We start from the raw sequence: 20,337 nt of genomic DNA on the forward strand, positions 1-20,337 counted from the left end.
GGCTTTACCTGAATCCACTCCAAACCACCATTACCGGCGCCCAGTGCAGGAATGGCGATAGAGCCAACCCTGTACTCTTTTATAAAACTACGCAGGTCTGCTAGGCCGTCGATAACCCACTGCATTTGAGATTTATCGCGCCAGTGCTGCTTCGTGGGAAAGTTGACGACCCAACGCGGATTCACCAATTCTCCGGTTTCGGTCACAAACATACGGCCAGTTTGTACTCGCCCCTCTTTGCAAGCGTGTACATAAGCGGTGTAATTGACTGGAAAGCGCTTCTTGAACATCAGCGCGATGCCTTTACCCATCACGCCCACCGTATTAACGGTGTTCACCAGGGCTTCAACATCAGATTCAAGTAGGTTGCCAGTGGTGTAGGAAATCATAGCTAACGCCTTTGATATACTAAGTGAGTAAACAGCCCGCCAGAATCCAGGGCAGATTCTGGCGATGGGTGATCCGTCATATCAAGGCTCTGTCGACGTTAAGATTCGGGTCATGATTAGGCATTGACCGCCTCAGGCTTGGCTTCCGACTCAACCTGCACTGGTACTTTGCCGGTAAGCAGGTCATGCATTAGGCCGGTTTTTTGTTTTTGGAGTGCTTCTAAAAATGAGGCTTCAGTATCAAGCTTTGAGCATATATGGTTTAACGCTTGAGCAATTTGCAACTGTTCGTCTCTAGATTCCGGGTAAAAAATCCAAAGAGTTCTTATATCACCGACCCTGACATGGCCGACCGTTGAACCGCCAGATATTAAGTCCAAACGGGCCTGCACAGCTCTCGACTGAAGAACATAAAGAAAAAAGTCATCTGAAATTTTTTCTCGATCAACGCGATACAGCATCATTCTCTGACCAAGGCATGCATATTGATGGCGCTCGGGAATTTTGCATACTTCACCAACTGGTGCTTCACGCGTAATTACGATATCACCCGGCTGAGGAGCTCCTCTGGCTGTCCAAACTGAATAAGAACGAGTATCTGTGTAAACAAGTCCATCGTCAACGAACTGCCCGTATCTAACATTAGGGGTGCGGATAACTGGATGGCCATCGGGTGTTATGGGTGGCGTTCGATTTTTGCAGTCAATAACTTTTTCACAAACATCTTCACAAGTATCAAATACCCACTCCTTCGGAATCCACCCAATAGGGCTTTCCTTGTACAACTCAGGAGCCTGCTCACGTGGCGGGCGTAGTTTTCCTTCAGGGCCAATGCCGCGAGTAAACAAATCGTGCATCAGTCCAGCTTTGATCTGCTGGGACTTGCCGATCAGGGCTTCGGTTTTTTCGATGGCTTGGTCGATGGTTTGTAGAATGCGAGCTATTTTATCTTGTTGAGCGATATTAACGTGATAGGTAACAGGGATACGCTGCAAACCTTTCATGTCTAGCATTAAAACAGTTGTGCCCCGAGCATATTTTTTCATTTCTCGACGATATCTGTCCGTACAAAATAAGTAGAACAAATAGCGCACGCTCTGCACAACATCCAATCTAAGTCGCGTTACGTGGTGAGAGTAAAGAATTTTATCGCTGTTTACGTTCTCTAAAAAAAGAGCTGGAACCCCAATAATGTCTCCTTCTCTTGTGACATCTGTATTGGCAATCAAAATGTCACTTTCACCCACTAGATCTTGGTCAGTAAAGAATCCTGAATAATATTTAAGCCCATTACTATTAAACCCACCATTCTTGAGGAAGGATTTCATGTTTACATACGGTATGCCATCTTCAGGATTGTCTCGAAGAGCTGACTCAGTATAAGTTATCCCACGCCGCAGGCTCGCTAAATTGCCAAGCGGAATCGTTGCCAAATCACTCATACCCCAACTCCACCAGGAATTCCTGCAACTGCTGCGATGCTTGATCTCGTTCGAACTCGATCTGGCGGGCGGTGACGGCGTATTTGGCCCATAGGTTTTCGATGGCTTTTATGCAAGCGCGTTGCTCGCTGCGCAGGTAGCCACTGTAGATAGCCAGTAGGCGGGTTCTCAAACGCTCAATAATCACCGTGCGAGCCTCGTTAACCGAGATTTTCTTGCGTGCACTGGCAACCAGCTCATCGCGTTTTTGCTCGATGGTCTTCAGCGTTTTTTTCAGCGTTTTGGCTTCATCTTCCAGTGCTTTGTGGCGGCTCAGGCTAGCCTCAGCACGTTGGGCGCTTTCCCATGCCCGCTGGCCTTGGCTCACTGCTTCACGCAGTGGGATAATCCACTCACTGCCGTAGCCTTGCTGCTCAGCCAGCCCGACGATGCGCAGCCCGTTGCTAAATTCGGGCGCTTTGTTGGTCAGTCCCTCGCTGGTGTAAAAAGCTTTTTTACTGCCTGCGGGCAGCAGGTCAGCATTTTTAAGTTCGATGAACAGGTTGTTGGCTAGGCTTTTGATGATTTTAAGGTGGGCTTTCCATTCAGAGTTGAACGCTTTGAGCTCGTCTTTTTTAGTTTTGACCTCATCGCTGGGCAACACGCCGCTATCGTCACTATCTCCGAACTCTTCCTCGTCAGCAGCGGCAAACAGCGCTTGTAGTTCGGCCAGGCGCGCCTGGGCCTGCTCTTGCTCTTCCAGCACATCGGGGAATTGGCTTTGCAGAATTTCGTCGTCGGGTATCAGTTCCGGCCCCCACCCGCTGGCGGCGATGGATTTAAAATCTGCTTTGAGGCTATCTATATAGGTCGCAAAGGCGCCACGCACCTGAAACGGGGTAAGCAAGCCGTTATCGGCCAGGGCGATTTCGATACCTTGCAGTAACTGGCTACGCATCACGTAAACATTGCGGGGGCGAGCCTGCTGGTTTTCGGCATCGGGTGCCAAGGCTTCCACTACCGGCAAGTTGTCATCCCACCACGCTTCCAGCACGCCCATGACAGTTTGATTAGCAACCGCCACACCGGGGTGTTGGTTAATCAATCCGGCAATCTCGCGCTTATCCGCTAGCGCCGGGGCGAAATCCATGTAATTGGCGTCACGCGCGACAAATAGCGCGGCTTTGAGGTTTTGGTAGTTCTGCCAGTAGTGATCCAGGCTGTCGATTTCTCGCACCGGCACGCCACCGTGTAGATGGGCGCGTACATCATGAGGCTCGGGTGGTGGCGCGTTGTCCACGTAGCGGCGGATATTGCAGTTGAAATCTTCGTTCTGTAGCTCAGTAATGGGTACCGGACGAGCATAGCTGGGAATCGCTTGCCCCTGGCGATAGGCATAGATGATTTTGTCGATATCTTCCGGGCGCAGATGGTTCTGGGCCTTACCTTCGCGGTACTCCCGGTCAGCATTGATAAACAGGACACTGCCTTGATCGCTACGGCGCTTATCGGCTCCGGCCTTGTTCAACACCAGAATACAGGCAGGAATCCCCGTGCCATAGAACAGGTTGCCCGGCAGGCCAATGATGGCTTCCAAATACCCTTGCTCGATAAAATACTTGCGCGCTTCGCGCTCTTCACCGCCGCGAAATAGTACGCCGTGCGGCATTACCGTGGCCATTCGGCCATCGTGCTTAAGCACGGCTAGCATATGCTGCACAAACATCAGATCCGCTTTTTTGCCTTTCTCCGGCATCATTACCGGAAAGCGTCCTGGGGATTTCAGGTCTTTTTTGAGGTAGTTCTGGCTAAAGGGTGGGTTAGCGACCACCCGGTCAAACCGTTTAAGTTCGTTTGTCTCGTCAAAGTGCTGGGGCTCACGAATGGTATCTTCCTGGCGAATATCGGCATGGGAAATGCCGTGCAGCAGCATGTTCATCTTACAGATAGACCAAGTGGTGCCGATCTTTTCTTGACCGTAAAGGGCCAGCTCACGAGCATCACCGCCTTTTTCGCGCAGGAAGTCGCGCATTTGAATCAGCATGCCGCCAGATCCTACTGTGGGGTCATAGACGCTCATGCCTTCTTCTGGATCGCAAACCTCAGCACATAGCCGCACGACCTCCCACGGGGTGTAGAACTCGCCTGCCTTTTTACCTGCAGAATCGGCAAAGTATTTGATCAGCCATTCATAGGCAGCACCAAGCAAATCGGGGAATTCAAAATCCTCGTCGCGTAGAGGGATCTTCTCGAAATTTTGTACAAAGTCGGCAAGCGTATCGTCATCCAGCGTGCGCTGGCCGATTTTACGGTTGAAATTGATGCCGCTAAGCACATCCTGAAGGGCGTCCGGATTGGCCTCTTCAATCGCGCCTAAGGCCTTGTTCAGCGCAGAGCCAACATTTTCTTTTACGTGTTTAAGCGCAGGGCGCTGAATGAGTTTTGTATGCCCATCCTCGATGACCGCCTCTTGCCAAGGTTCATTCCAGCGGGCCCGCCGCGGCACGTAGAAATATTTCCCTGAATAGTGGTCAGCGTCTTCCAGCTCTGTGGCGATATCCTCCTGAGTCATGCCTTGGGCAGTAAATTGCTGACGCAGTGCCTCTCTGCGTTCATCAAACAAGTCACTGGCACGCTTCAAAAACAGCATGCCGAAAATGTACTCTTTGTATTCGCTGGCATCCATGCTGCCGCGCAAGTCGTCACAGGCGCGCATCAGCAAGCTTTCTAGGTGGGGAAGCGTCAGTTTTTGATTCATTGAGTCCTACAGTTCCAGTGTGCGCGGAATGTGCAACCACCCTTTCCCGCTATATGAGGACGATTATACGGGACTCTCAGCCAGATCGGCAAAACTCTCAAAAATCTTTCAAGCCATTGTTTTATTTAAAAAAATAAACCACCTAAAACCTCTCTATTGCTAATAAATCACGCATCCACGATAACCTGCATGAAGCTGTTCAGTGTTTTACTCGCTGTTTAGCAGCCTCACATGAACTAACACTCGGCTATTCTAAACCCATCTCTTTATTGTTATATTATCACATAACATAAACCCATTTAGAGGTGACCTAGCAATGACCGCATTTACTCCCCTACCCGTGACGGTGCTCTCGGGTTTTCTGGGTGCCGGTAAAACCACCGTACTCAATCATATTCTTGCCAACCGTGAAGGTCGCCGGGTGGCGGTGATCGTTAACGATATGAGCGAGGTGAATATTGACGGTGCACTGGTGCGGGGCGGCCCTGGTGAGTCGACGCTGGATGGCGATGTTGCTCTGAATCGCTCTGAAGAGCGCTTGGTAGAGATGAGTAACGGCTGCATCTGCTGCACATTGCGCGAAGACTTGCTGGAAGAGGTCAGCCAACTGGCCCGGGAAGGAAAGTTCGATTATCTGGTGATTGAATCCACTGGGATTTCCGAGCCGCTGCCTGTAGCGGAAACGTTTACCTTTGAAGATGAAAGCGGCCAGAGCCTTTCCCACGTAGCGCGGCTGGATACGCTGGTCACCGTCGTCGATGGCGCCAACTTTCTTGAACAGTACCGCGAAGCGCAAAGCCTCGCTGAAGCGGGCGAAAGTTTAGGCGAAGACGACGAGCGCAACGTCGCCGACCTGCTGGTTGATCAAATCGAGTTTTGCGATGTGCTGTTGATCAGCAAGACTGACCTGATCAGTGAGAAAGAGTTAGCAGCGCTGAAGGCGATTCTACACTCGCTGAACCCCGACGCGGAGCTGGTACCGATCACTCAAGGCGGCGTGCCGCTCGATAAAGTGCTGGATACCGGCAGGTTCAATTTCGAGCGTGCCCAGTTGGCACCGGGCTGGCTAAAAGAGATGCGCGGCGAGCATGTACCAGAAACCGAAGAGTACGGGATTGCCAGCTTTGCTTATCATGCCCGTCGTCCCTTCCATCCGCAGAAATTCCACGACTTGCTCAACCAGGAGTGGTTCGGAAAAGGCTTATTACGCTCGAAGGGCTTCTTCTGGCTGGCTACTCGCCCACAGGCCGCTGGTCAGTGGAGCCAGGCAGGGGGTATCGCCCACCACGGCCCCGCCGGGGTATTCTGGAAGGCGATTCCCGAAGAGCGTTGGCCAACCGACCCCGAAACGCGTCAGTTTATTATGGAGAAGTGGCAGGAGCCGTTCGGTGATATGCGCCAGGAACTGGTCTTTATCGGCCAGAACCTGGATCAACCGCGGATGCACGTAGCGTTGGACGCCTGTCTTGTGAGCGAAGACGAGCTTGTGGAAGGCATAGAGGCGTGGAAACAGCTGCCCGATCCCTTCCCTGCCTGGGAGTAACCTAGCTGGCTACTCAGCCCCCACTGCCCAGTGCTGCTGCATTTGTAGGAAGGTAAGCGACGCCGACCAGGTAATCAGCATAAACCCGATCAGGCCTTCGGCGCTGAGAAGCAGGCGGATACCACCCTCGGGTGTTAGGTCACCAAAACCGAGGGTGGTATAGCTTGTTGCCGACACATAGGCATAATCCCACAGCGTCACCGCTTCGCTGCCCGAGAGCTGCCCCGTTTCAGGTAGATATTGAAGACCCAGCAACGCGAGAGCAAACAGACAAATTTCGGCCACATGCGCTCCAAACAACGAGAACATTAGGACTAAAAAACGCCGCCTTAACGTTAACGGCCAGTACTCAAGTTTGCGGCTCACCCGAATGGCCACTTCAAAATGCACCACCACACTGGCCAGTACCGCTATCGCCGTAATGAGAATGGCGGCTCCACTTCCGCTTAACATTGCGGCTCCCTGCGTTGATGTCCTTGAAAGAGCTTAAGCGTAGTCAAGGATCTGGAAATAAAAAAACCTCCCAGGCTAATGTTAGCCTGGGAGGTTATTCACGACATTTACTGGTTAATTACTGCAACATGCTGGGCAACCAAGTCGCTAAACTTGGAAAAACGATCAGCACTGCTACCAGCAGCATAGAACAGAGAATGTAGGGAATCGCTGCCGAGTATATTTCTCTCATGGTAGTACCTGCCGGTGCGACCCCTTTCATGACAAACAACAACAGACCCAAGGGCGGCGTTGAGAAACTGATTTCAAGCGCAAGCAGAACAACGATGCCGAACCACACCAAATCAAACCCCAGCGCCTGGGCGAGTGGGAAAAAGATCGGCACGGTCAGCATCATGATAGAGATCTGCTCCATAAAGGTGCCCAACACCAGCAGCACTGCGAACATCGCCAGGAGCATCAGAATCGGCGACAGATCAAAACTGGTTGCCCAGCCGATCAAGCCACCCGAAGCGCCAGAGAAGCCGAGCAACTGACTGAAGGTAGCCGAGCCAAACACGATCAGGTAGGCCATCAGCGTGACTTTCAGTGCCCCGGTGACCGAAAGCTTAAACGCTTCCCAGGTCATGCAGCGGAAAATAAACGCCAGGATAATCACGCCTAGCGCACCAAAGGCTGCAGCCTCTGACGGCGTGGCAAACCCAATCAGCATTAGTGTGACGATAATCACCATCACGCTGAGCATGGGTAGAATATCGGTCACGATCAGTTTGAGCTTCGCGCTCAGCGGCACCGGCTCAAGCTCATAATTCGGGGCGGCCAAAGGATCCAGCTTGGTCTGAATAAAGATGGTCGCGATATAGAACCCCGCCAGCGTTAGCCCTGGCAGAATACCGGCGATAAGCAGTGCGCCAATATCCACTTTCGCCAAGGTTGCTAGTAACACTGCCAGCGCGGAGGGCGGAATAATAATCGCCAGGCCCCCAGTGCCCAGAATCGGGCCAATCGCCATTTTCTTTTTATAGCCCCGGCGCTCCATTTCCGGCACCAGTAGCGAACCCATTAATGCCGTAGAGCCCATGGAGGAGCCACTTAGCGTTGAGAACGCCGTCCCCCCCACCACTGTGACGTAAGATAAACGCCCCGGCACCTTGCCCATTAGCTGATCCACAGCGTTGAACATTTTCATGCCCAGCCCGGTGCGAAAAAACAGTTCGCCCATCAACAGGAACAGCGGAATGGGCACCAAGTTAAAGCTGGAAAGCGCGCCGAAACCGTTGTTGAGCATCTGTAAGATGCCGGTTTGGCCCCCCATAAAGTGCCAGGCGCCAATCACGTTGGCGGCCAAAAACGCCAACGCAATGGGGGTACCAATGGCCATGAACAGGAGAATCAGCGAGAGCAGGAAAGCGAGCGCAAAGTACCATTCCATTATTCTTTAATCCCCGCTTCGCCGCTGTGAAGAATTTCATGGCCCACCACAAAGCGGCCAAATTCGATCGCCATCAGGGAAAAGCTGATGGGGAAGACGATGGTTAGTATCCATTTCGGCACAAAGAAAGCCCGCACGTCATAGTCAGTGCGCTCAATATTGAGCAGCACCAGATCAAGCCCCTTCCACGCCAGCACGCCGCACACCACGACACAGAGCAGCGACACCCCACGGCTGAGGATATTCAGCGCTGCAGGTGGCAACACCGAGGTCAGCAGCTCGATATGCACATGCCCTTTTTGGCGCACCAGCCAGGGAGCTCCGAGTAAGGTGAGGTAGAACATGGCGTATTCGGTGGAGAGGAAAAACCACGCAGAAGGCTGAAGGCCTAAGTTACGAATCACCACCGAAAGCACCACGGCCACCATCAGCCAGACCAGCATGATGGCGGCCAGCAGTGCCATGCCGTTGAGCAGCAGCAGATAGCCGCGTTGTGCGTAGCGCATAAAAAAACCCTAGAAAATAAGCCACACAAATAGGGCGCTCAATCGCTCGGCGCCCCTACGTTTCTATAGATCGTTGAATTTTTCGATCAGCGTATCGTAATGCTCAAGCCCCATGGGGTGGCGCTCCATCTGGCCGCGCATACGCTCCCAGGTGGCATCCCGGGCAGCGTCTGAGAAGCGCTGTGCTGCTTCGCCTTCCAGGGTGATGACCTGCATGCCATCAGCCTCAAGCTCGGCTTGCTGCTCTTTGGCTAATTCAGCCAGTTGTTCGGCGCTGTCGCGCTCATGCTCAATGGCGACTTCCTGAAGAATTTGTTGCGACTCTTCGCTTAGCTGGTTCCATTTATCCAGGTTAACAATCACCCCCATATCGGTAGAGAAGAAGGCAGGGTCAACCCGGTAGTTAAGGAAACGATCCCAATTGAGGTCTTTCAGGCCAATTTGCGTCCAGCCGGTCGCGTTCACTACGCCTCGCTCCAGGGCCGCATAAACATCGGTGGTCGGCAGGCTGATTGGCTGCGCGCCCAGGTAGTCCTGGAAGAAGGCGTCATACACCGGGTTACTGCGTAGGCGTAGGCCCGAAACGTTTAGATTACCTTCGTCATCAATGGTGGGCTCATCAATGGTGTAGAAGTTGTAGCTGACCCCACTGTCGAACCAGCCCAAGTAGTAGGTGCCCATTTTCTCCTGATGAATTTCATTGAGCAGATCGATGCCGCCATTTTCACGGGCGAAAATAGCGTTGGTGTTCGAGGCAACCATGGCATCGCGCTCTGGCACGGTGCCCGCGTAGAAGCTCGCGGCGGTGTAGGCCATATCGACCACGCCGTTGCGCACTGCGTCGGGCTGCTCGGAAAGGCCAATCACTTCAGGGCCGCCGCGCACGTTAATTTGCACCACACCTTCACCGCGCTCGTTGACCTTATCGACGAACTCTAAAAAGCTCTGGGTATAGATCAGCGAGGGAGGAAACGCATGCACGGCGGTGATTTCATCCAGCGCCAGCGCCTGAGTAGATGCCAGGGCTGTCAACACGCCCATCGTTAGCGTTACTTTTTTCATCGGTTAGTCTCCTGCACAAAGGGAATTACGTTATTGGGTGTTTTTGAACCATTGATGCAAGCGTGCGTGCTGTTTTTATGGTGATCTACTATTTGAGTAACACTAGGTGCCGCTACCCTTTACTGATAATGGTGGATTCTGGAGACTGCGCCGCCGTCCAGGGAAACTGCTTGGCGTACATATCTGCAAAACAGGTAATAGTGTCAGCATGCTGGCGAGTCATATCGATATCATCCCAGCCGTTGAGCAGTTTGGTACGCCATACGGGGCTAATAGAAAAGCTAGCCTCTACTTCGGCAACACGAATTAACTGCTGCTCCAAATCAACGTAAATGGCCGCCGGTGTATCACCAAGGGCTGCCAGCAAACGCTCGGCGTCATCCTCTTCCACCACTGCAGGCAATAAGCCGTTATTGACGGCGTTAGAGGCAAAAATATCGCCGAAGCTCGGTGCCACTACGCAGCGAAAGCCGTAATCGACTAGCGCATAGACGGCTGCTTCCCGTGAGGAACCAGCGCCAAAGTTACGGCGGCTAACCATCACTTCGGCATCTGCTGCTCTGGGGCGATGAAGAATAAAATTTGTATCCGGCGTGCCCTGCTCATCGTGACGAACGTCGTAAAGTAGAAATTGACCGTAGCCCACACTGCGTGGCTCTTTCATAAAGCGCGCAGGAATTAGCTGGTCGGTGTCCACGTTAGCTGCAGCAAGGGCAACGCCGAGAGTGTCTAGTACGGTAATGGGTTGCATTAGTGCGCTCCTGAAGTCTGGAAGAATGAATCACTGCCAGCAGGTAAAGAACGTACATCGGCTAACCGCCCATTGACCGCCGCGGCAGCCACCATCGCAGGCGACATCAAATGGGTGCGCGCCCCTGGTCCCTGGCGGCCTTTAAAGTTGCGGTTGGTGGTGGACGCACAGCGCTCACCGCTGGCGACTAAATCACCGTTCATACCCACGCACATGGAGCAACCGGAGTGGCGCCACTCAAGCCCGGCATCAATAAAGATACGGTCTAACCCTTCGGCTTCGGCCTGGGTTTTCACCAGGGTTGAGCCTGGCGAGACCATGCCGGGCACGCGGCTTTTGTGGCCTGCCAGGACAGCCGCAGCGGCGCGCAAATCTTCAATGCGGGCGTTGGTGCAGGAGCCAATAAACACCCGGTCAATGGTGATATCGGTGAGCTTTTGCCCCGCCGTTAGCCCCATATAGGACAAGCTATCCCGGGCTTGGCGCGCTTTCGCCGGATCGCTCAATTGATCAGGATCAGGCACCGCCCGGTCGATCGGCAACGCTTCTTCCGGCGAGACACCCCAGGTCACTGTCGGCGCAATCTCATCGGCGTGCAGCGTCACCTCAAGATCAAAGCTGGCGCCTGGGTCGCTGTAGAGCGTGGACCAGTAAGCGCAGGCTTGGTCGAAAGCCTTCCCTTTAGGGCTCCAGGGGCGCTCGCGCAAATAGTCGAAGGTGGTTTGGTCTGGGGCAATCATGCCGCAGCGACCACCGCCCTCAATGGAGAGGTTGCACAGCGTAAGCCGCGCTTCCATGGAGAGCGAGCGGATCGCCTCGCCAGCGTACTCAATGGCATAGCCGCGAGCACCGTCGGCGCCCAGGCGCGCAATCCAGGTCAGCGCAATATCTTTGGCGGTGATGCCCTCCGCGAGTTGACCCTCGACGGTAATCCGCATCACCTTGGGTTTGCTTTGCCACAGGGTTTGGGTGGCCAGTACGTGGGCCACTTCCGAGGCACCAATACCAAAGGCAATGCTGCCAAAGGCGCCATGGGTGGCGGTGTGGCTATCGCCGCACACCATCACCATGCCCGGCTGGGTAAGCCCCTGCTCGGGGCCTAGCACATGCACAATGCCCTGGCGTGGGTCATCCAAGCCAAACAGCGTCACCCCATGTTGGTGGGTATTTTGCGACAGCTGTTCAATCATCGAACGCACCTTGGGATCGGCAACGCCGGCTAAATCGCGGGCTAGCGTCGGTACGTAGTGGTCAGCAATGCCGAAGGTTAAATCGGGCCGAGCAACGGGCAGTTGGCGCTCACCCAGCTTATTGAACGCATGAAAGGAGCCTTCGTGAACAAAGTGACGGTCAATCCACAGCAGGCTCTGACCACTTTCACTGCGGTGAACCTCGTGGGCGCGCCAAACTTTGTCAAATAGCGTTGTAGGGGTACTCATTGTCGTCGCTCGTTGCCTCAGCCTTCGTTGGTCTTATCGTCACCACCCCAATACAACTAGCGCAGTTTCACAACACAGGTCAAATGTATTTTTTGTAATTTTTTATCTGTATTAAATTTAATACATTAAAAAACAATCTCATCCCATCACTCAGCCTTGCTGCTGGTGGGCATTCCACCCACTTTTGGCTCCCAATAGCGTGAGTTATCGTCGCCGTTTCGCTCTAGGTCAATCTGGAAGCGATAACGATCCGGACGGTAAAGCGCATCCAAGTGCTCCACGCCACGCCCCTGCTCATCAAACACCACGCGGGTGAGTGAAATCAGCGGCGAACCCACAGCGACATTCAGCGCCTCGGCCACCTCATGGCTGGCCAAGGTAGCGGAAATCGACTGGGAAGCGTGGTCGACTTTCACACCGCTGCGCTCCAACAGCACAAACAGCGGCGTATTGGCTAAATCCATCTCGTTGTAGTGCAGGGCGATCGATTCAGGTACGTGGGTCACCAGGTATGAAAACGGCTTATCGTCGACCATACGCACCCGCACCGAGCGCTGAACCTTGCCCCCCTGGGCCATACCCAACTGCTCGCGGATCATGTCCGGCGGCAGCACATAGGCAAATTCCAGCAGCCGCACTTGAGAAGCCTGGCTCATTTTGACCATGTTAGGCATCAGGTTGGACACGCTTGCAGTCATCACCGTAGCGTCCAACGGCTGTTCCAGCACCAACGTACCCACGCCTGCCTTACGCTCTACCAATCCAGTCGCCTGCAGCGCCTCCATGGCACGTCGGACGGTTACCCGCGATACGCCATGCTGCTCCGCCAGCTTGTTTTCGCCTGCCAATTTACTGCCCGCGGGCAGCCGACCACTCAAAATAGCGTCTTTCAACAGCAGGTAGATACGGTGTGATTTGGTACCGCCCACCGCAGAGGGTTGTGCCTCGCTCATCCACGCCTCTCTTCAGGATATTGTTCAAAAATGTCATGTCAGGCTTGACGTAGGGATAATAATAGACATAAAAATGTATTACATATAATACATATCAATAGTCAACTGTTAACACAATCGCTGACACTTGAAAGCCATTATTACAGAACCAGCACGGTTAAGTATCGCTGACAACTGGGTTTCAGATGAGGGTTTCAGATAAGCAACGAGAGGCACGAGAATCGCCAATGTTTAACGCGGAAAGTCGTAGCGGAGAAATCAATGGTACCGAGCAGGTGCGCGCTTTCCTAAGCGCTATGGAAGCCCGCGACCTAGTCAACGCCGAGCGCTATCTCGCAGACGATGTCGTTATGCAATTCCCTGGCGCCCCGTCAATGCAGCGGCTAAGTGAGGTCGTGGAGTGGGCGCGAAATCGCTATAGCAGCGTTAGCAAAACCTTTCACGCCGTTGATCAATGCGACTATGCGACCCACTGCGTCGTGATTTGCCATGGCGAACTGACGGTGAAGTGGCTAGATGGCACGACGTCAACGGGGGTGCGCTTTATTGATCGATTTGAACTAACCGAAGGCCTAATTACCCGCCAGGATGTCTGGAATGACTTGGCGCTTACTCAAACAATGACGAGACTGCTATGACACGCCAAACAATGTTGTCACCACAATCTTCACACCAGCCCACCCAACTTAAACAGCAGTTGCAAGACGCATCCATCGTGGTCGCCCCCGGCGTGTTTGACGCCCTAGGCGCGTCTCTTGCCGAGCAGGCGGGCTTCGATACGGTCTATCTTTCCGGCGCCAGTCTGGCTTACACCCAACTGGGGCGGCCGGATATTGGCCTGCTCAGCATTACCGAAATTTGCACTGCCATGTCGCATATTCGCGAACGCACGCATCTTTCGGTGGTGGTGGATTGCGACACCGGTTTTGGCAACGCCATGAACGTGATGCGTAGCGTGCGCCTGTTGGAACGCGCTGGCGCCAACGCTATTCAGCTTGAAGACCAAACCTACCCGAAGCGCTGCGGCCACCTGCGCGGTAAAACCCTGGTCTCCAAAAGCGAAATGGTCGGTAAATTGCACGCCGCACTGGACGCCCGAGAAAATGACAGCACGCTTATTATTGGCCGCACCGATGCGCTGGGCGTGGAAGGCACCGACAGCGCCATTGAGCGCGCCCAGGCCTATTATGAAGCTGGCGTGGATATGCTGTTTATCGAAGGTATCCGTAGCGACGAAGATATCAGCAAGATCATGACCCAGTTCAAAGGCAAGGTGCCGATTATGGCCAATATGGTCGAAGGGGGCGACACGCCGCTGCAGAACGCCCAGGCCCTGGAAGACCTTGGCTTCTCGCTGGTGATTTTCCCCGGCGCGCTGGTACGGGCGATTACCCATATGGCCAGTCGCTTCTTTGCCACCCTGAAGCAGGACGGCACCACCGACGCCTTTCGCGACCAGATGCTTGATTTCAAACAACTTAACGACTACCTAGGCACCCAGGCGATGCTGGAGCTTGGCGAGCAGTACGACAATCGCTAACGCTCGCTTCTCAACGTGTGCCGATGATTTATAAATAAGCAAATTCAGGAGACGACGATGCAGACCACCGATAAAACGGCGAAAGAGATTTTTAACGATGTTATGGCCAACCCCCAGCGGGTGCCATTTGGTTTTGGCAACAAAGCGGTGCTGGTGAATGTCGATCCGCAAAAGGCCTATACCCGTACCGATCTCTTTAACACCGCTTACGAAACCGACCCTAAACAGTTGGAGTACACCAACCAACTGGCCCGCGGTTTTCGGGAGAAAGGCTGGCCTGTGGTCTGGACCCATGTGGCATTTCTAGACTCCGCAGAAGATGCGGGTGTTTGGGGTACGCGCACCGATACGCCTGATTCGCTGCAAAACATTAAGTATGGCTCTGAGCGCGCCGAGTTCGACGAGCGCTGTGAAATCGATCACAGCCGAGATGTGATCTACACCAAGCGCATGCCCTCTGCGTTTTTTGAAACCCCGCTGCAATCGCTTTTAGTGTGGCATCAGGTCGATACGGTGATCATTACCGGCGGCTCAACCTCTGGCTGCATTCGCGCTACCGCCGTGGAGAGCCTGTCCCGGGGCTACCGCACCATCGTGCCCATGGAGTGCGTAGCGGATAAACACGAAAGCTACCACTACGCCAACCTGACCGACCTGCATCTCAAGTATGCCGACGTTCTGCCGGTTGCCAATGTACTCGAATGGCTGAATGGCAACGCCTAAGGCCTGCCAAGTTTCAAAGGAGCCGGTTATGAAAGAGTCACTAGGCGTTTACGACTACTGGGCCTACGACCAACGCCCTAAAATCGAGTGGCCAGGAGGCGCCAAGGTGGCCTTCTGGGTCGCACCCAATATCGAGTATTACGAACTCGACCCGCCGCTGAACCCGCAGCGTAACCCTTGGCCGCATCCGCACCCTTCGGTGCCCGGCTACAGCATTCGCGACTACGGTAACCGGGTTGGCCACCAGCGCCAGATGGCCCTGCTGGATAAGTACGGCATTCGCGGCTCGGTGTCGCTTTCCGTGGCACTTTGCGAGCATCACCCGGAAATCATCCAGATGTGCAAAGAGCGCGACTGGGAGTTTTTCAGCCACGGCATCTACAACACCCGCTACACCTACGGCCTTAGCGAAGATCAAGAGCGGGCGATGATCCGCGACAGCATGAAAACCATACACCGTCATACTGGCCAGGCCTGCGCTGGCTATCTAGCCCCGGCACTCTCTCACTCAGAGCGCACCCTGGATCTGTTTGCAGAAGTGGGAGAAGAGCTTTTCGGCGACAAAGGCGGGCTTTACACCTGCGATCTGTTCCACGACGACCAGCCAACGCCGGTCAGCGTTCGCTCCGGCAAGCGGTTTATCTCCATGCCCTACTCGCTGGAGATGAACGACACCATCGTCTACGCAGTAAACAAGGTAGAGCCGCGCCAGTACACCACCATGCTCAAGCGCCACTTTGACCGCCTATATCAAGAGGGCGCCGAGTCCGGCACCGTCATGTGCATCCCTACTCATAATTACCAAGTGAGCTGTCCGCACCGGATCAAGGCGTTTGAAGAGGCACTTGAGTACATTACCGGCCATCCGGATGTATGGGTCGCCACCGGCCGCGAGATTGCCGACTACTACTTGGCCAACTATTACGATGCCGCCCTCGAAAGCATCGCGGCCCAGGCCGCCACCGCCAGTAAACAGGGGTAACGCTATGGCGCTTAACGACGACTATCTCGACTACCCTTTACGCCGCCACGGCTACGACCATGAGCGCTATGCGTGGTCGATGCTAAGTGAACGCCCACCGGTCACCTGGCCCGAGGGCAAAACCCTGGCGGTGTGGATCAATATCTCGCTGCAGTTCTACCCACTTAACCAGCGCGGCAAGCCGTTTAAAGTGCCCAACGGCATGACCATGCCCTACCCGGATCTGCGCCACTTCTCGCTGCGGGATTACGGCAACCGGGTGGGGATCTATCGCGTGCTCAAAGCGCTGGCGGCGCACAACATCACGCCCACCTTTGCAATCAATGCGCAGTTAGCGGAGCAGACGCCCTACTTGGTGCAGCGCTTGAAAGAGCATGGCGGTGAATTTATCGCCCACGGCTGGAATATGGATCATCTACACTACGGCGGCCAGCCGATTGAAGAGGAGGCCGAGCTGGTCAAGCGCTCCGTCGAGACCCTGCGGCGCGTCACCGGCCAACCCGTTCGTGGCTGGCTAAGCCCGGCCAAGCACCAGAGTTTCAATACCCTCGACCTGCTGGCAGAGAACGGCATTGAGTACTGTGCCGACTGGGTGAACGACGATATGCCATATTCGTGTGAAACCAAAACAGGCGGCCTGACCATGATGCCGCTGGCCACCGAAATTGAAGATCAGTTTGTGATGAGCCAGAACCTGCATTCGGAAGATTCTTGGGTAACCCAGGTAAAGGATGCTTTCGATTTTCTGCTGAAAGAGTCCCGCGAACAAGGTGGTCGCCTGTTTGCCCTGAACCTGCACCCCTGGCTGGTGGGCCAGCCCCACCGCATTGCTTGCTTGGAAGAAGTGTTGGCCCATATCAGTGGCCACCCTGAGGTATGGCAAGCGCCAGCGGGTAAGGTTTTGGATGCCTTCCACCATGCAGCGGAGCAGGCGTAATGGCGATACTTGCCTATACCCACGATAGTTTTGATGCCCACCTGCCGCTGCTAATTATTGGTGCGGGCGCCTGCGGTTTGGTCGCGGCGCTAGCCGCCCAGGAAGCGGGCGTTGAGCTTGCCGTGCTAGAGCGCGATGCCTTACCCCGGGGCAGTACGGCGATGTCGTCGGGCTTTATTCCCGCCGCCAATACGCGTTTTCAGGGTGAGTTGGGCGTTACCGACTCTGCCGACGCTATGGCAGAGGATATCCAGAAGAAAAACGGCTATGAGGCGGATCCGGCGATTGTCGAACTGCTCGCCACGCAATCAGGCCAAACCATCGAGTGGCTGGCGGATCAGCACGGCGTGCCCTTTGAGCTGGTAGAAGGCTTTCTCTACCCCGGCCACCGCCATCTGCGCATGCATGCCACGCCACGGCGCACCGGCGAAGAGCTAATGGGAGCGCTGCTTAACGCTGTTGAGGCGGCGGGTATCGATATTTTGACCCAGGCGCGAGTGGTGGATTTATACGTTGATGACGCTCAGCGAGTGCGCGGCATAACGCTTGAGCGCCCGGACGGTAGTCGCGAAAGCATCGGCTGCGACGCGCTGATTCTGGCCTGCAACGGCTATGGCGGTAACGTGGAGCTGGTGGAGCGCTATCTACCCACACTCAAGCACGCCCTCTACTACGGCCATGAAGGCAACCAGGGCGATGCACTGTTGTGGGGTCAGGCCATGGGCGCGAGCACCAAAGATTTGGGCGCCTGCCAGGGGCACGGCTCGCTGGCGACGCCCCATCAGATTTTGATTAGCTGGGCGCTGATGATGCAAGGTGGTATTCAGGTCAACATCAACGGCGAGCGCTTCTCCAATGAGCACGGCGGCTATTCAGAGCAAGCGGCCAAAGTCTTGGCCCAGCCAGAGAAAATTGCCTGGAATCTTTATGACGCCCGCATCCATGAATCCGCACAGGCGTTTGAGGATTACCGCAATGCCCAGCAGAGCGGCGCGGCACGCAGCTTTGCTAACCTTGAAGAGATGGCAACGGGCTTAAACCTGCCGCTAACAGCGCTGCAAGCCACCTTCAAAGCGATGCAGCAGCATGCCGAGCAGCAAACGGAAGATACCTTTGGCCGCAGCTTTGAACCCGCCAACCTGCTCAAACCACCCTATTACGCCATTCGCGTGACCGGTGCGCTGTTTCATACCCAGGGCGGTTTAGAGGTGAATCGCACCGCGCGAGTGCTTAATACCCAAGGCCAGGCGCTGCCTAACCTGTTCGCGGCAGGGGGCGCTGCGCGCGGTGTTTCAGGTTCCAACGACAGCGGCTACCTCTCCGGCAACGGGCTGCTTAGCGCGGTGGCACTGGGCGCTGTAGCGGGCAGAAGCGCCGCTGAGCTGCTTCATTTGAAGCTCAGTTCAGCAGTATTGCCCTAGGCCTACTTGCTACAACATTGCCTCCGCCCATTGACGCACCTCGGGATAGGCACGCTGCTCAAAGACCGCGAAGCCGTTAAGGCTGCGGGCTTTGAGCGGGGTAAAAATCGGCATGGTTAAGCCGCACAGGAAGTGCGCCAGCCGCTGTGCATTGGGTGGCTGGCCGAACTGTTTGGTGTGGCACTCAATTAATGGCGTTGCATAGCGCTGAAAATCAGCAGCCGTTAATTCAGGCGGTGGAGGCGCATCCGGTAGTTTTACCGGATGGCCGTAACATACCGAGCAGTGGCCACAGCGGCCCTGCTCGCTCTCAGGTGGTGCGTCAAAAGTGTTATCGCCAAAGGTACTGTCACCAAAGTGCATGGCCAGCCGCCGCGTTAGGCAACTCTCCGATTCAAACAGCGCCAGCATCGATTGCAGCCGCTCAATTTCGATACGTTCGCGATTGAGGCAGTCGTCATATAGCTGCCTTGCCAATGCTTCAATGGCGAACTCCGGCTGACACACTTCATACACATCGGTCATGCGCTTGCCTTCCAGGGTCAGCCAGCCTTTGTCCTGAAAGTACTCCAGTGCGGTAATCACGCGGGCGCGAGAGGCGTCAATCTGCTGGGTCTGCCCCGCACTGTGCAGGCGCTCAAAATCCACCGTTCCCCAGGTACGGGCAATGGGAATATTGTCGACCAGCAATCGCACAAAGGCCGCCCGCTCGCCTTGAAAGCGTCCCACCAGGGCCTCTGGTTCGATGTGGTAGCGCAGCCGATATTCGGCGAGAAACGCAAAGCGCGGGGCGATGATGCCATGCATCTCCAGCCGAACCAGTAGTGTTTTCAGCGGCAGCGGGCGGATATTGGTATCCCGGGAAAGCGTATTGAGCAGCACTTCCCACTGACGATCCGGCGCTTGGCCTGCCGCAGCGATCTCTTCCAATAGGCGATAGATGCCCGCGTACTCGGGGGTGTCGCCGTAAACGAAGTTTTCCAGCACCCGCAGGCCATCGCGACCGGCCATGGTCAGGCAGGTAGAAGGCTTGCCATCACGCCCCGCCCGGCCAATCTCCTGGCTGTAGTTCTCGATGGATTTGGGCAGATCAAAGTGTACCACGTTGCGAATATCGCCCTTATCGATGCCCATCCCAAAAGCAATGGTGGCCACAATGCAGGGCGATTCGCCGCCCATAAATTGGCGCTGGATCTCATCGCGGCGGCTTGAATCTAACCCCGCATGGTAGGCCTGGGCCGCAATACCCTGGGCCGCCAGCGCTTTTGCCACCTGCTCAGCGGTTTGTTGCAGGGTGACGTAAATTATCGTCGGCGCCTCAAAGCCCGGCTGCATCTGCGGCTTCAGCCAGTTGATCAGCTGCTGCTGGCGGTCCTCCATGGCGGGTGCCACCAGCAGCTCAAGATTGGAACGATAAAAGCCAGTGGTGATCACGTCATCGTGAGCGATGGCAAATTTCTCGCCCATATCGGTAATCACCGTGGGTGTCGCGGTAGCGGTAAGCAGCAGCACCTGGGGAATGGCAAAGTCCCGCTGGTAGTCCGGCAGCTTCAAATAGTCGGGGCGAAAGTTATGCCCCCACTCAGAGAGACAGTGAGCTTCATCGACCACCAGTAGCGATATCTTCACCTGGCGCAGAAAGTGGCGGAAGCGCTCGTTCTTAAGCCGCTCCACCGAGATCATCAGGATTTTCAGCTCGCCGCTTTTGGCGCGCTCCATGACATCACGTGTCGTTTCGCGGTCTTGGGTGGAGTCAATGCTGGCCGCCGACACACCGTGGCGGGTTAGAAACGCGAGCTGATCCTGCATTAGCGCCAGCAGAGGAGACACTACCAGGGTCAAGTGCGGCAGATGCAGCGCCGGAAGCTGATAGCAAAGCGACTTCCCCGCGCCGGTGGCAAAAATCGCCGCAGTGGAGTGCCCCGCCAACACCCGGGACACCACCGCCTGCTGGCCACCACGGAAGTCGTCAAAACCGAAAACGTCTTTAAGCGTTTGCTGCGGGGATCTGGGTGACATAAGCCCTC

At 55.0% G+C, this 20,337-nt stretch carries 18 protein-coding genes; 7 read left to right on the plus strand and 11 right to left on the minus strand.

The window, feature by feature from the left end; all coding sequences use genetic code 11:
- The 3 genes from ACT3UM_RS17980 to ACT3UM_RS17990 all read right to left on the minus strand — a co-directional run.
- Nucleotides 1-389 (minus strand): macro domain-containing protein (locus ACT3UM_RS17980; RefSeq protein WP_498901065.1); only part of this gene is annotated, 389 nt, incomplete at its 3' end.
- Between the two features lie 116 nt (nucleotides 390-505).
- Nucleotides 506-1,831 (minus strand): restriction endonuclease subunit S, encoded by a 1,326-nt coding sequence (locus ACT3UM_RS17985; RefSeq protein ID WP_498901067.1) that lies wholly within the window; start codon nucleotides 1,829-1,831, stop codon nucleotides 506-508.
- Nucleotides 1,824-4,568 (minus strand): type I restriction-modification system subunit M, encoded by a 2,745-nt coding sequence (locus tag ACT3UM_RS17990; protein ID WP_498901069.1) that lies wholly within the window; start codon nucleotides 4,566-4,568, stop codon nucleotides 1,824-1,826. The genes ACT3UM_RS17985 and ACT3UM_RS17990 overlap by 8 nt, the downstream gene beginning before the upstream one ends.
- Nucleotides 4,569-4,884: 316 nt before the next feature.
- On the opposite strand from ACT3UM_RS17990, the gene zigA reads away from it, so the two are divergent.
- Nucleotides 4,885-6,111 carry a zinc metallochaperone GTPase ZigA gene (gene zigA, locus ACT3UM_RS17995; RefSeq protein WP_498901071.1) on the plus strand — a complete coding sequence of 409 codons (1,227 nt, stop codon included), beginning with the start codon at nucleotides 4,885-4,887 and terminating at the stop codon, nucleotides 6,109-6,111.
- A gap of 9 nt (nucleotides 6,112-6,120) precedes the next feature.
- On the opposite strand, the gene ACT3UM_RS18000 is transcribed toward zigA, so the two are convergent.
- The 7 genes from ACT3UM_RS18000 to ACT3UM_RS18030 form a co-directional block, all read right to left on the minus strand.
- The gene (locus tag ACT3UM_RS18000) at nucleotides 6,121-6,564 is read right to left on the minus strand and encodes an ion channel (RefSeq protein WP_498901073.1); all 444 of its coding nucleotides are present in this window, start codon (nucleotides 6,562-6,564) and stop codon (nucleotides 6,121-6,123) included.
- A gap of 118 nt (nucleotides 6,565-6,682) precedes the next feature.
- On the minus strand, nucleotides 6,683-7,996 hold the full coding sequence (locus tag ACT3UM_RS18005; RefSeq protein ID WP_498901075.1) for a TRAP transporter large permease: 1,314 nt from the start codon (nucleotides 7,994-7,996) through the stop codon (nucleotides 6,683-6,685).
- Complete coding sequence (locus ACT3UM_RS18010) at nucleotides 7,996-8,502, minus strand: TRAP transporter small permease (RefSeq protein WP_035576621.1); 507 nt, start codon at nucleotides 8,500-8,502, stop codon at nucleotides 7,996-7,998. Before ACT3UM_RS18010 ends, ACT3UM_RS18005 begins: the two co-directional genes overlap by 1 nt.
- Nucleotides 8,503-8,565: 63 nt before the next feature.
- Nucleotides 8,566-9,564 (minus strand): TRAP transporter substrate-binding protein DctP, encoded by a 999-nt coding sequence (dctP, locus tag ACT3UM_RS18015; RefSeq protein WP_035576620.1) that lies wholly within the window; start codon nucleotides 9,562-9,564, stop codon nucleotides 8,566-8,568.
- Nucleotides 9,565-9,676: 112 nt separating this feature from the next.
- Nucleotides 9,677-10,315 carry a 3-isopropylmalate dehydratase small subunit gene (gene leuD / locus ACT3UM_RS18020; RefSeq protein WP_498901078.1) on the minus strand — a complete coding sequence of 213 codons (639 nt, stop codon included), beginning with the start codon at nucleotides 10,313-10,315 and terminating at the stop codon, nucleotides 9,677-9,679.
- Nucleotides 10,315-11,754: a 3-isopropylmalate dehydratase large subunit gene (gene leuC / locus ACT3UM_RS18025; protein ID WP_498901080.1), complete on the minus strand. Its 1,440-nt coding sequence runs from the start codon at nucleotides 11,752-11,754 to the stop codon at nucleotides 10,315-10,317. Before leuC ends, leuD begins: the two co-directional genes overlap by 1 nt.
- A gap of 146 nt (nucleotides 11,755-11,900) precedes the next feature.
- Nucleotides 11,901-12,707 carry a GntR family transcriptional regulator gene (locus ACT3UM_RS18030; RefSeq protein WP_035576617.1) on the minus strand — a complete coding sequence of 269 codons (807 nt, stop codon included), beginning with the start codon at nucleotides 12,705-12,707 and terminating at the stop codon, nucleotides 11,901-11,903.
- Nucleotides 12,708-12,934: 227 nt separating this feature from the next.
- Here ACT3UM_RS18030 and ACT3UM_RS18035 point away from each other — a divergent pair, with 227 nt between their 5' ends.
- The 6 genes from ACT3UM_RS18035 to ACT3UM_RS18060 are packed head-to-tail and all read left to right on the plus strand — an operon-like array spanning nucleotide 12,935 to nucleotide 18,310.
- A complete protein-coding gene (locus tag ACT3UM_RS18035) occupies nucleotides 12,935-13,345 on the plus strand; it encodes a nuclear transport factor 2 family protein (RefSeq protein ID WP_498901083.1) in 411 nt (136 codons plus the stop codon).
- A complete protein-coding gene (locus ACT3UM_RS18040) occupies nucleotides 13,342-14,247 on the plus strand; it encodes an isocitrate lyase/PEP mutase family protein (protein WP_498901085.1) in 906 nt (301 codons plus the stop codon). Before ACT3UM_RS18035 ends, ACT3UM_RS18040 begins: the two co-directional genes overlap by 4 nt.
- Nucleotides 14,248-14,304: 57 nt before the next feature.
- Nucleotides 14,305-14,970: an isochorismatase family protein gene (locus tag ACT3UM_RS18045; RefSeq protein ID WP_035576614.1), complete on the plus strand. Its 666-nt coding sequence runs from the start codon at nucleotides 14,305-14,307 to the stop codon at nucleotides 14,968-14,970.
- Between the two features lie 28 nt (nucleotides 14,971-14,998).
- The gene (locus ACT3UM_RS18050) at nucleotides 14,999-15,952 is read left to right on the plus strand and encodes a polysaccharide deacetylase family protein (RefSeq protein WP_498901087.1); all 954 of its coding nucleotides are present in this window, start codon (nucleotides 14,999-15,001) and stop codon (nucleotides 15,950-15,952) included.
- Between the two features lie 4 nt (nucleotides 15,953-15,956).
- Nucleotides 15,957-16,889 carry a polysaccharide deacetylase family protein gene (locus ACT3UM_RS18055; RefSeq protein ID WP_498901089.1) on the plus strand — a complete coding sequence of 311 codons (933 nt, stop codon included), beginning with the start codon at nucleotides 15,957-15,959 and terminating at the stop codon, nucleotides 16,887-16,889.
- On the plus strand, nucleotides 16,889-18,310 hold the full coding sequence (locus ACT3UM_RS18060) for an FAD-dependent oxidoreductase (RefSeq protein ID WP_498901091.1): 1,422 nt from the start codon (nucleotides 16,889-16,891) through the stop codon (nucleotides 18,308-18,310). The genes ACT3UM_RS18055 and ACT3UM_RS18060 overlap by 1 nt, the downstream gene beginning before the upstream one ends.
- Before the next feature lie 9 nt (nucleotides 18,311-18,319).
- On the opposite strand, the gene ACT3UM_RS18065 is transcribed toward ACT3UM_RS18060, so the two are convergent.
- On the minus strand, nucleotides 18,320-20,329 hold the full coding sequence (locus ACT3UM_RS18065; protein ID WP_498901093.1) for a RecQ family ATP-dependent DNA helicase: 2,010 nt from the start codon (nucleotides 20,327-20,329) through the stop codon (nucleotides 18,320-18,322).
- Nucleotides 20,330-20,337: the final 8 nt, after the last annotated feature.

Origin of the sequence: Halomonas sp. AOP13-D3-9 (genome assembly GCF_052379125.1) — a bacterium.
Classification (GTDB): domain Bacteria; phylum Pseudomonadota; class Gammaproteobacteria; order Pseudomonadales; family Halomonadaceae; genus Vreelandella.

Coding starts and splice junctions, on each gene's coding strand:
- ACT3UM_RS17985 (WP_498901067.1), bottom strand. CDS start 1,831: ATGAGTGATTTGGCAACGATTCCGCTTGGCAATTTAGCGAGCCTGCGG.
- ACT3UM_RS17990 (WP_498901069.1), bottom strand. CDS start 4,568: ATGAATCAAAAACTGACGCTTCCCCACCTAGAAAGCTTGCTGATGCGC.
- zigA (WP_498901071.1), top strand. CDS start 4,885: ATGACCGCATTTACTCCCCTACCCGTGACGGTGCTCTCGGGTTTTCTG.
- ACT3UM_RS18000 (WP_498901073.1), bottom strand. CDS start 6,564: ATGTTAAGCGGAAGTGGAGCCGCCATTCTCATTACGGCGATAGCGGTA.
- ACT3UM_RS18005 (WP_498901075.1), bottom strand. CDS start 7,996: ATGGAATGGTACTTTGCGCTCGCTTTCCTGCTCTCGCTGATTCTCCTG.
- ACT3UM_RS18010 (WP_035576621.1), bottom strand. CDS start 8,502: ATGCGCTACGCACAACGCGGCTATCTGCTGCTGCTCAACGGCATGGCA.
- dctP (WP_035576620.1), bottom strand. CDS start 9,564: ATGAAAAAAGTAACGCTAACGATGGGCGTGTTGACAGCCCTGGCATCT.
- leuD (WP_498901078.1), bottom strand. CDS start 10,315: ATGCAACCCATTACCGTACTAGACACTCTCGGCGTTGCCCTTGCTGCA.
- leuC (WP_498901080.1), bottom strand. CDS start 11,754: ATGAGTACCCCTACAACGCTATTTGACAAAGTTTGGCGCGCCCACGAG.
- ACT3UM_RS18030 (WP_035576617.1), bottom strand. CDS start 12,707: ATGAGCGAGGCACAACCCTCTGCGGTGGGCGGTACCAAATCACACCGT.
- ACT3UM_RS18035 (WP_498901083.1), top strand. CDS start 12,935: ATGTTTAACGCGGAAAGTCGTAGCGGAGAAATCAATGGTACCGAGCAG.
- ACT3UM_RS18040 (WP_498901085.1), top strand. CDS start 13,342: ATGACACGCCAAACAATGTTGTCACCACAATCTTCACACCAGCCCACC.
- ACT3UM_RS18045 (WP_035576614.1), top strand. CDS start 14,305: ATGCAGACCACCGATAAAACGGCGAAAGAGATTTTTAACGATGTTATG.
- ACT3UM_RS18050 (WP_498901087.1), top strand. CDS start 14,999: ATGAAAGAGTCACTAGGCGTTTACGACTACTGGGCCTACGACCAACGC.
- ACT3UM_RS18055 (WP_498901089.1), top strand. CDS start 15,957: ATGGCGCTTAACGACGACTATCTCGACTACCCTTTACGCCGCCACGGC.
- ACT3UM_RS18060 (WP_498901091.1), top strand. CDS start 16,889: ATGGCGATACTTGCCTATACCCACGATAGTTTTGATGCCCACCTGCCG.
- ACT3UM_RS18065 (WP_498901093.1), bottom strand. CDS start 20,329: ATGTCACCCAGATCCCCGCAGCAAACGCTTAAAGACGTTTTCGGTTTT.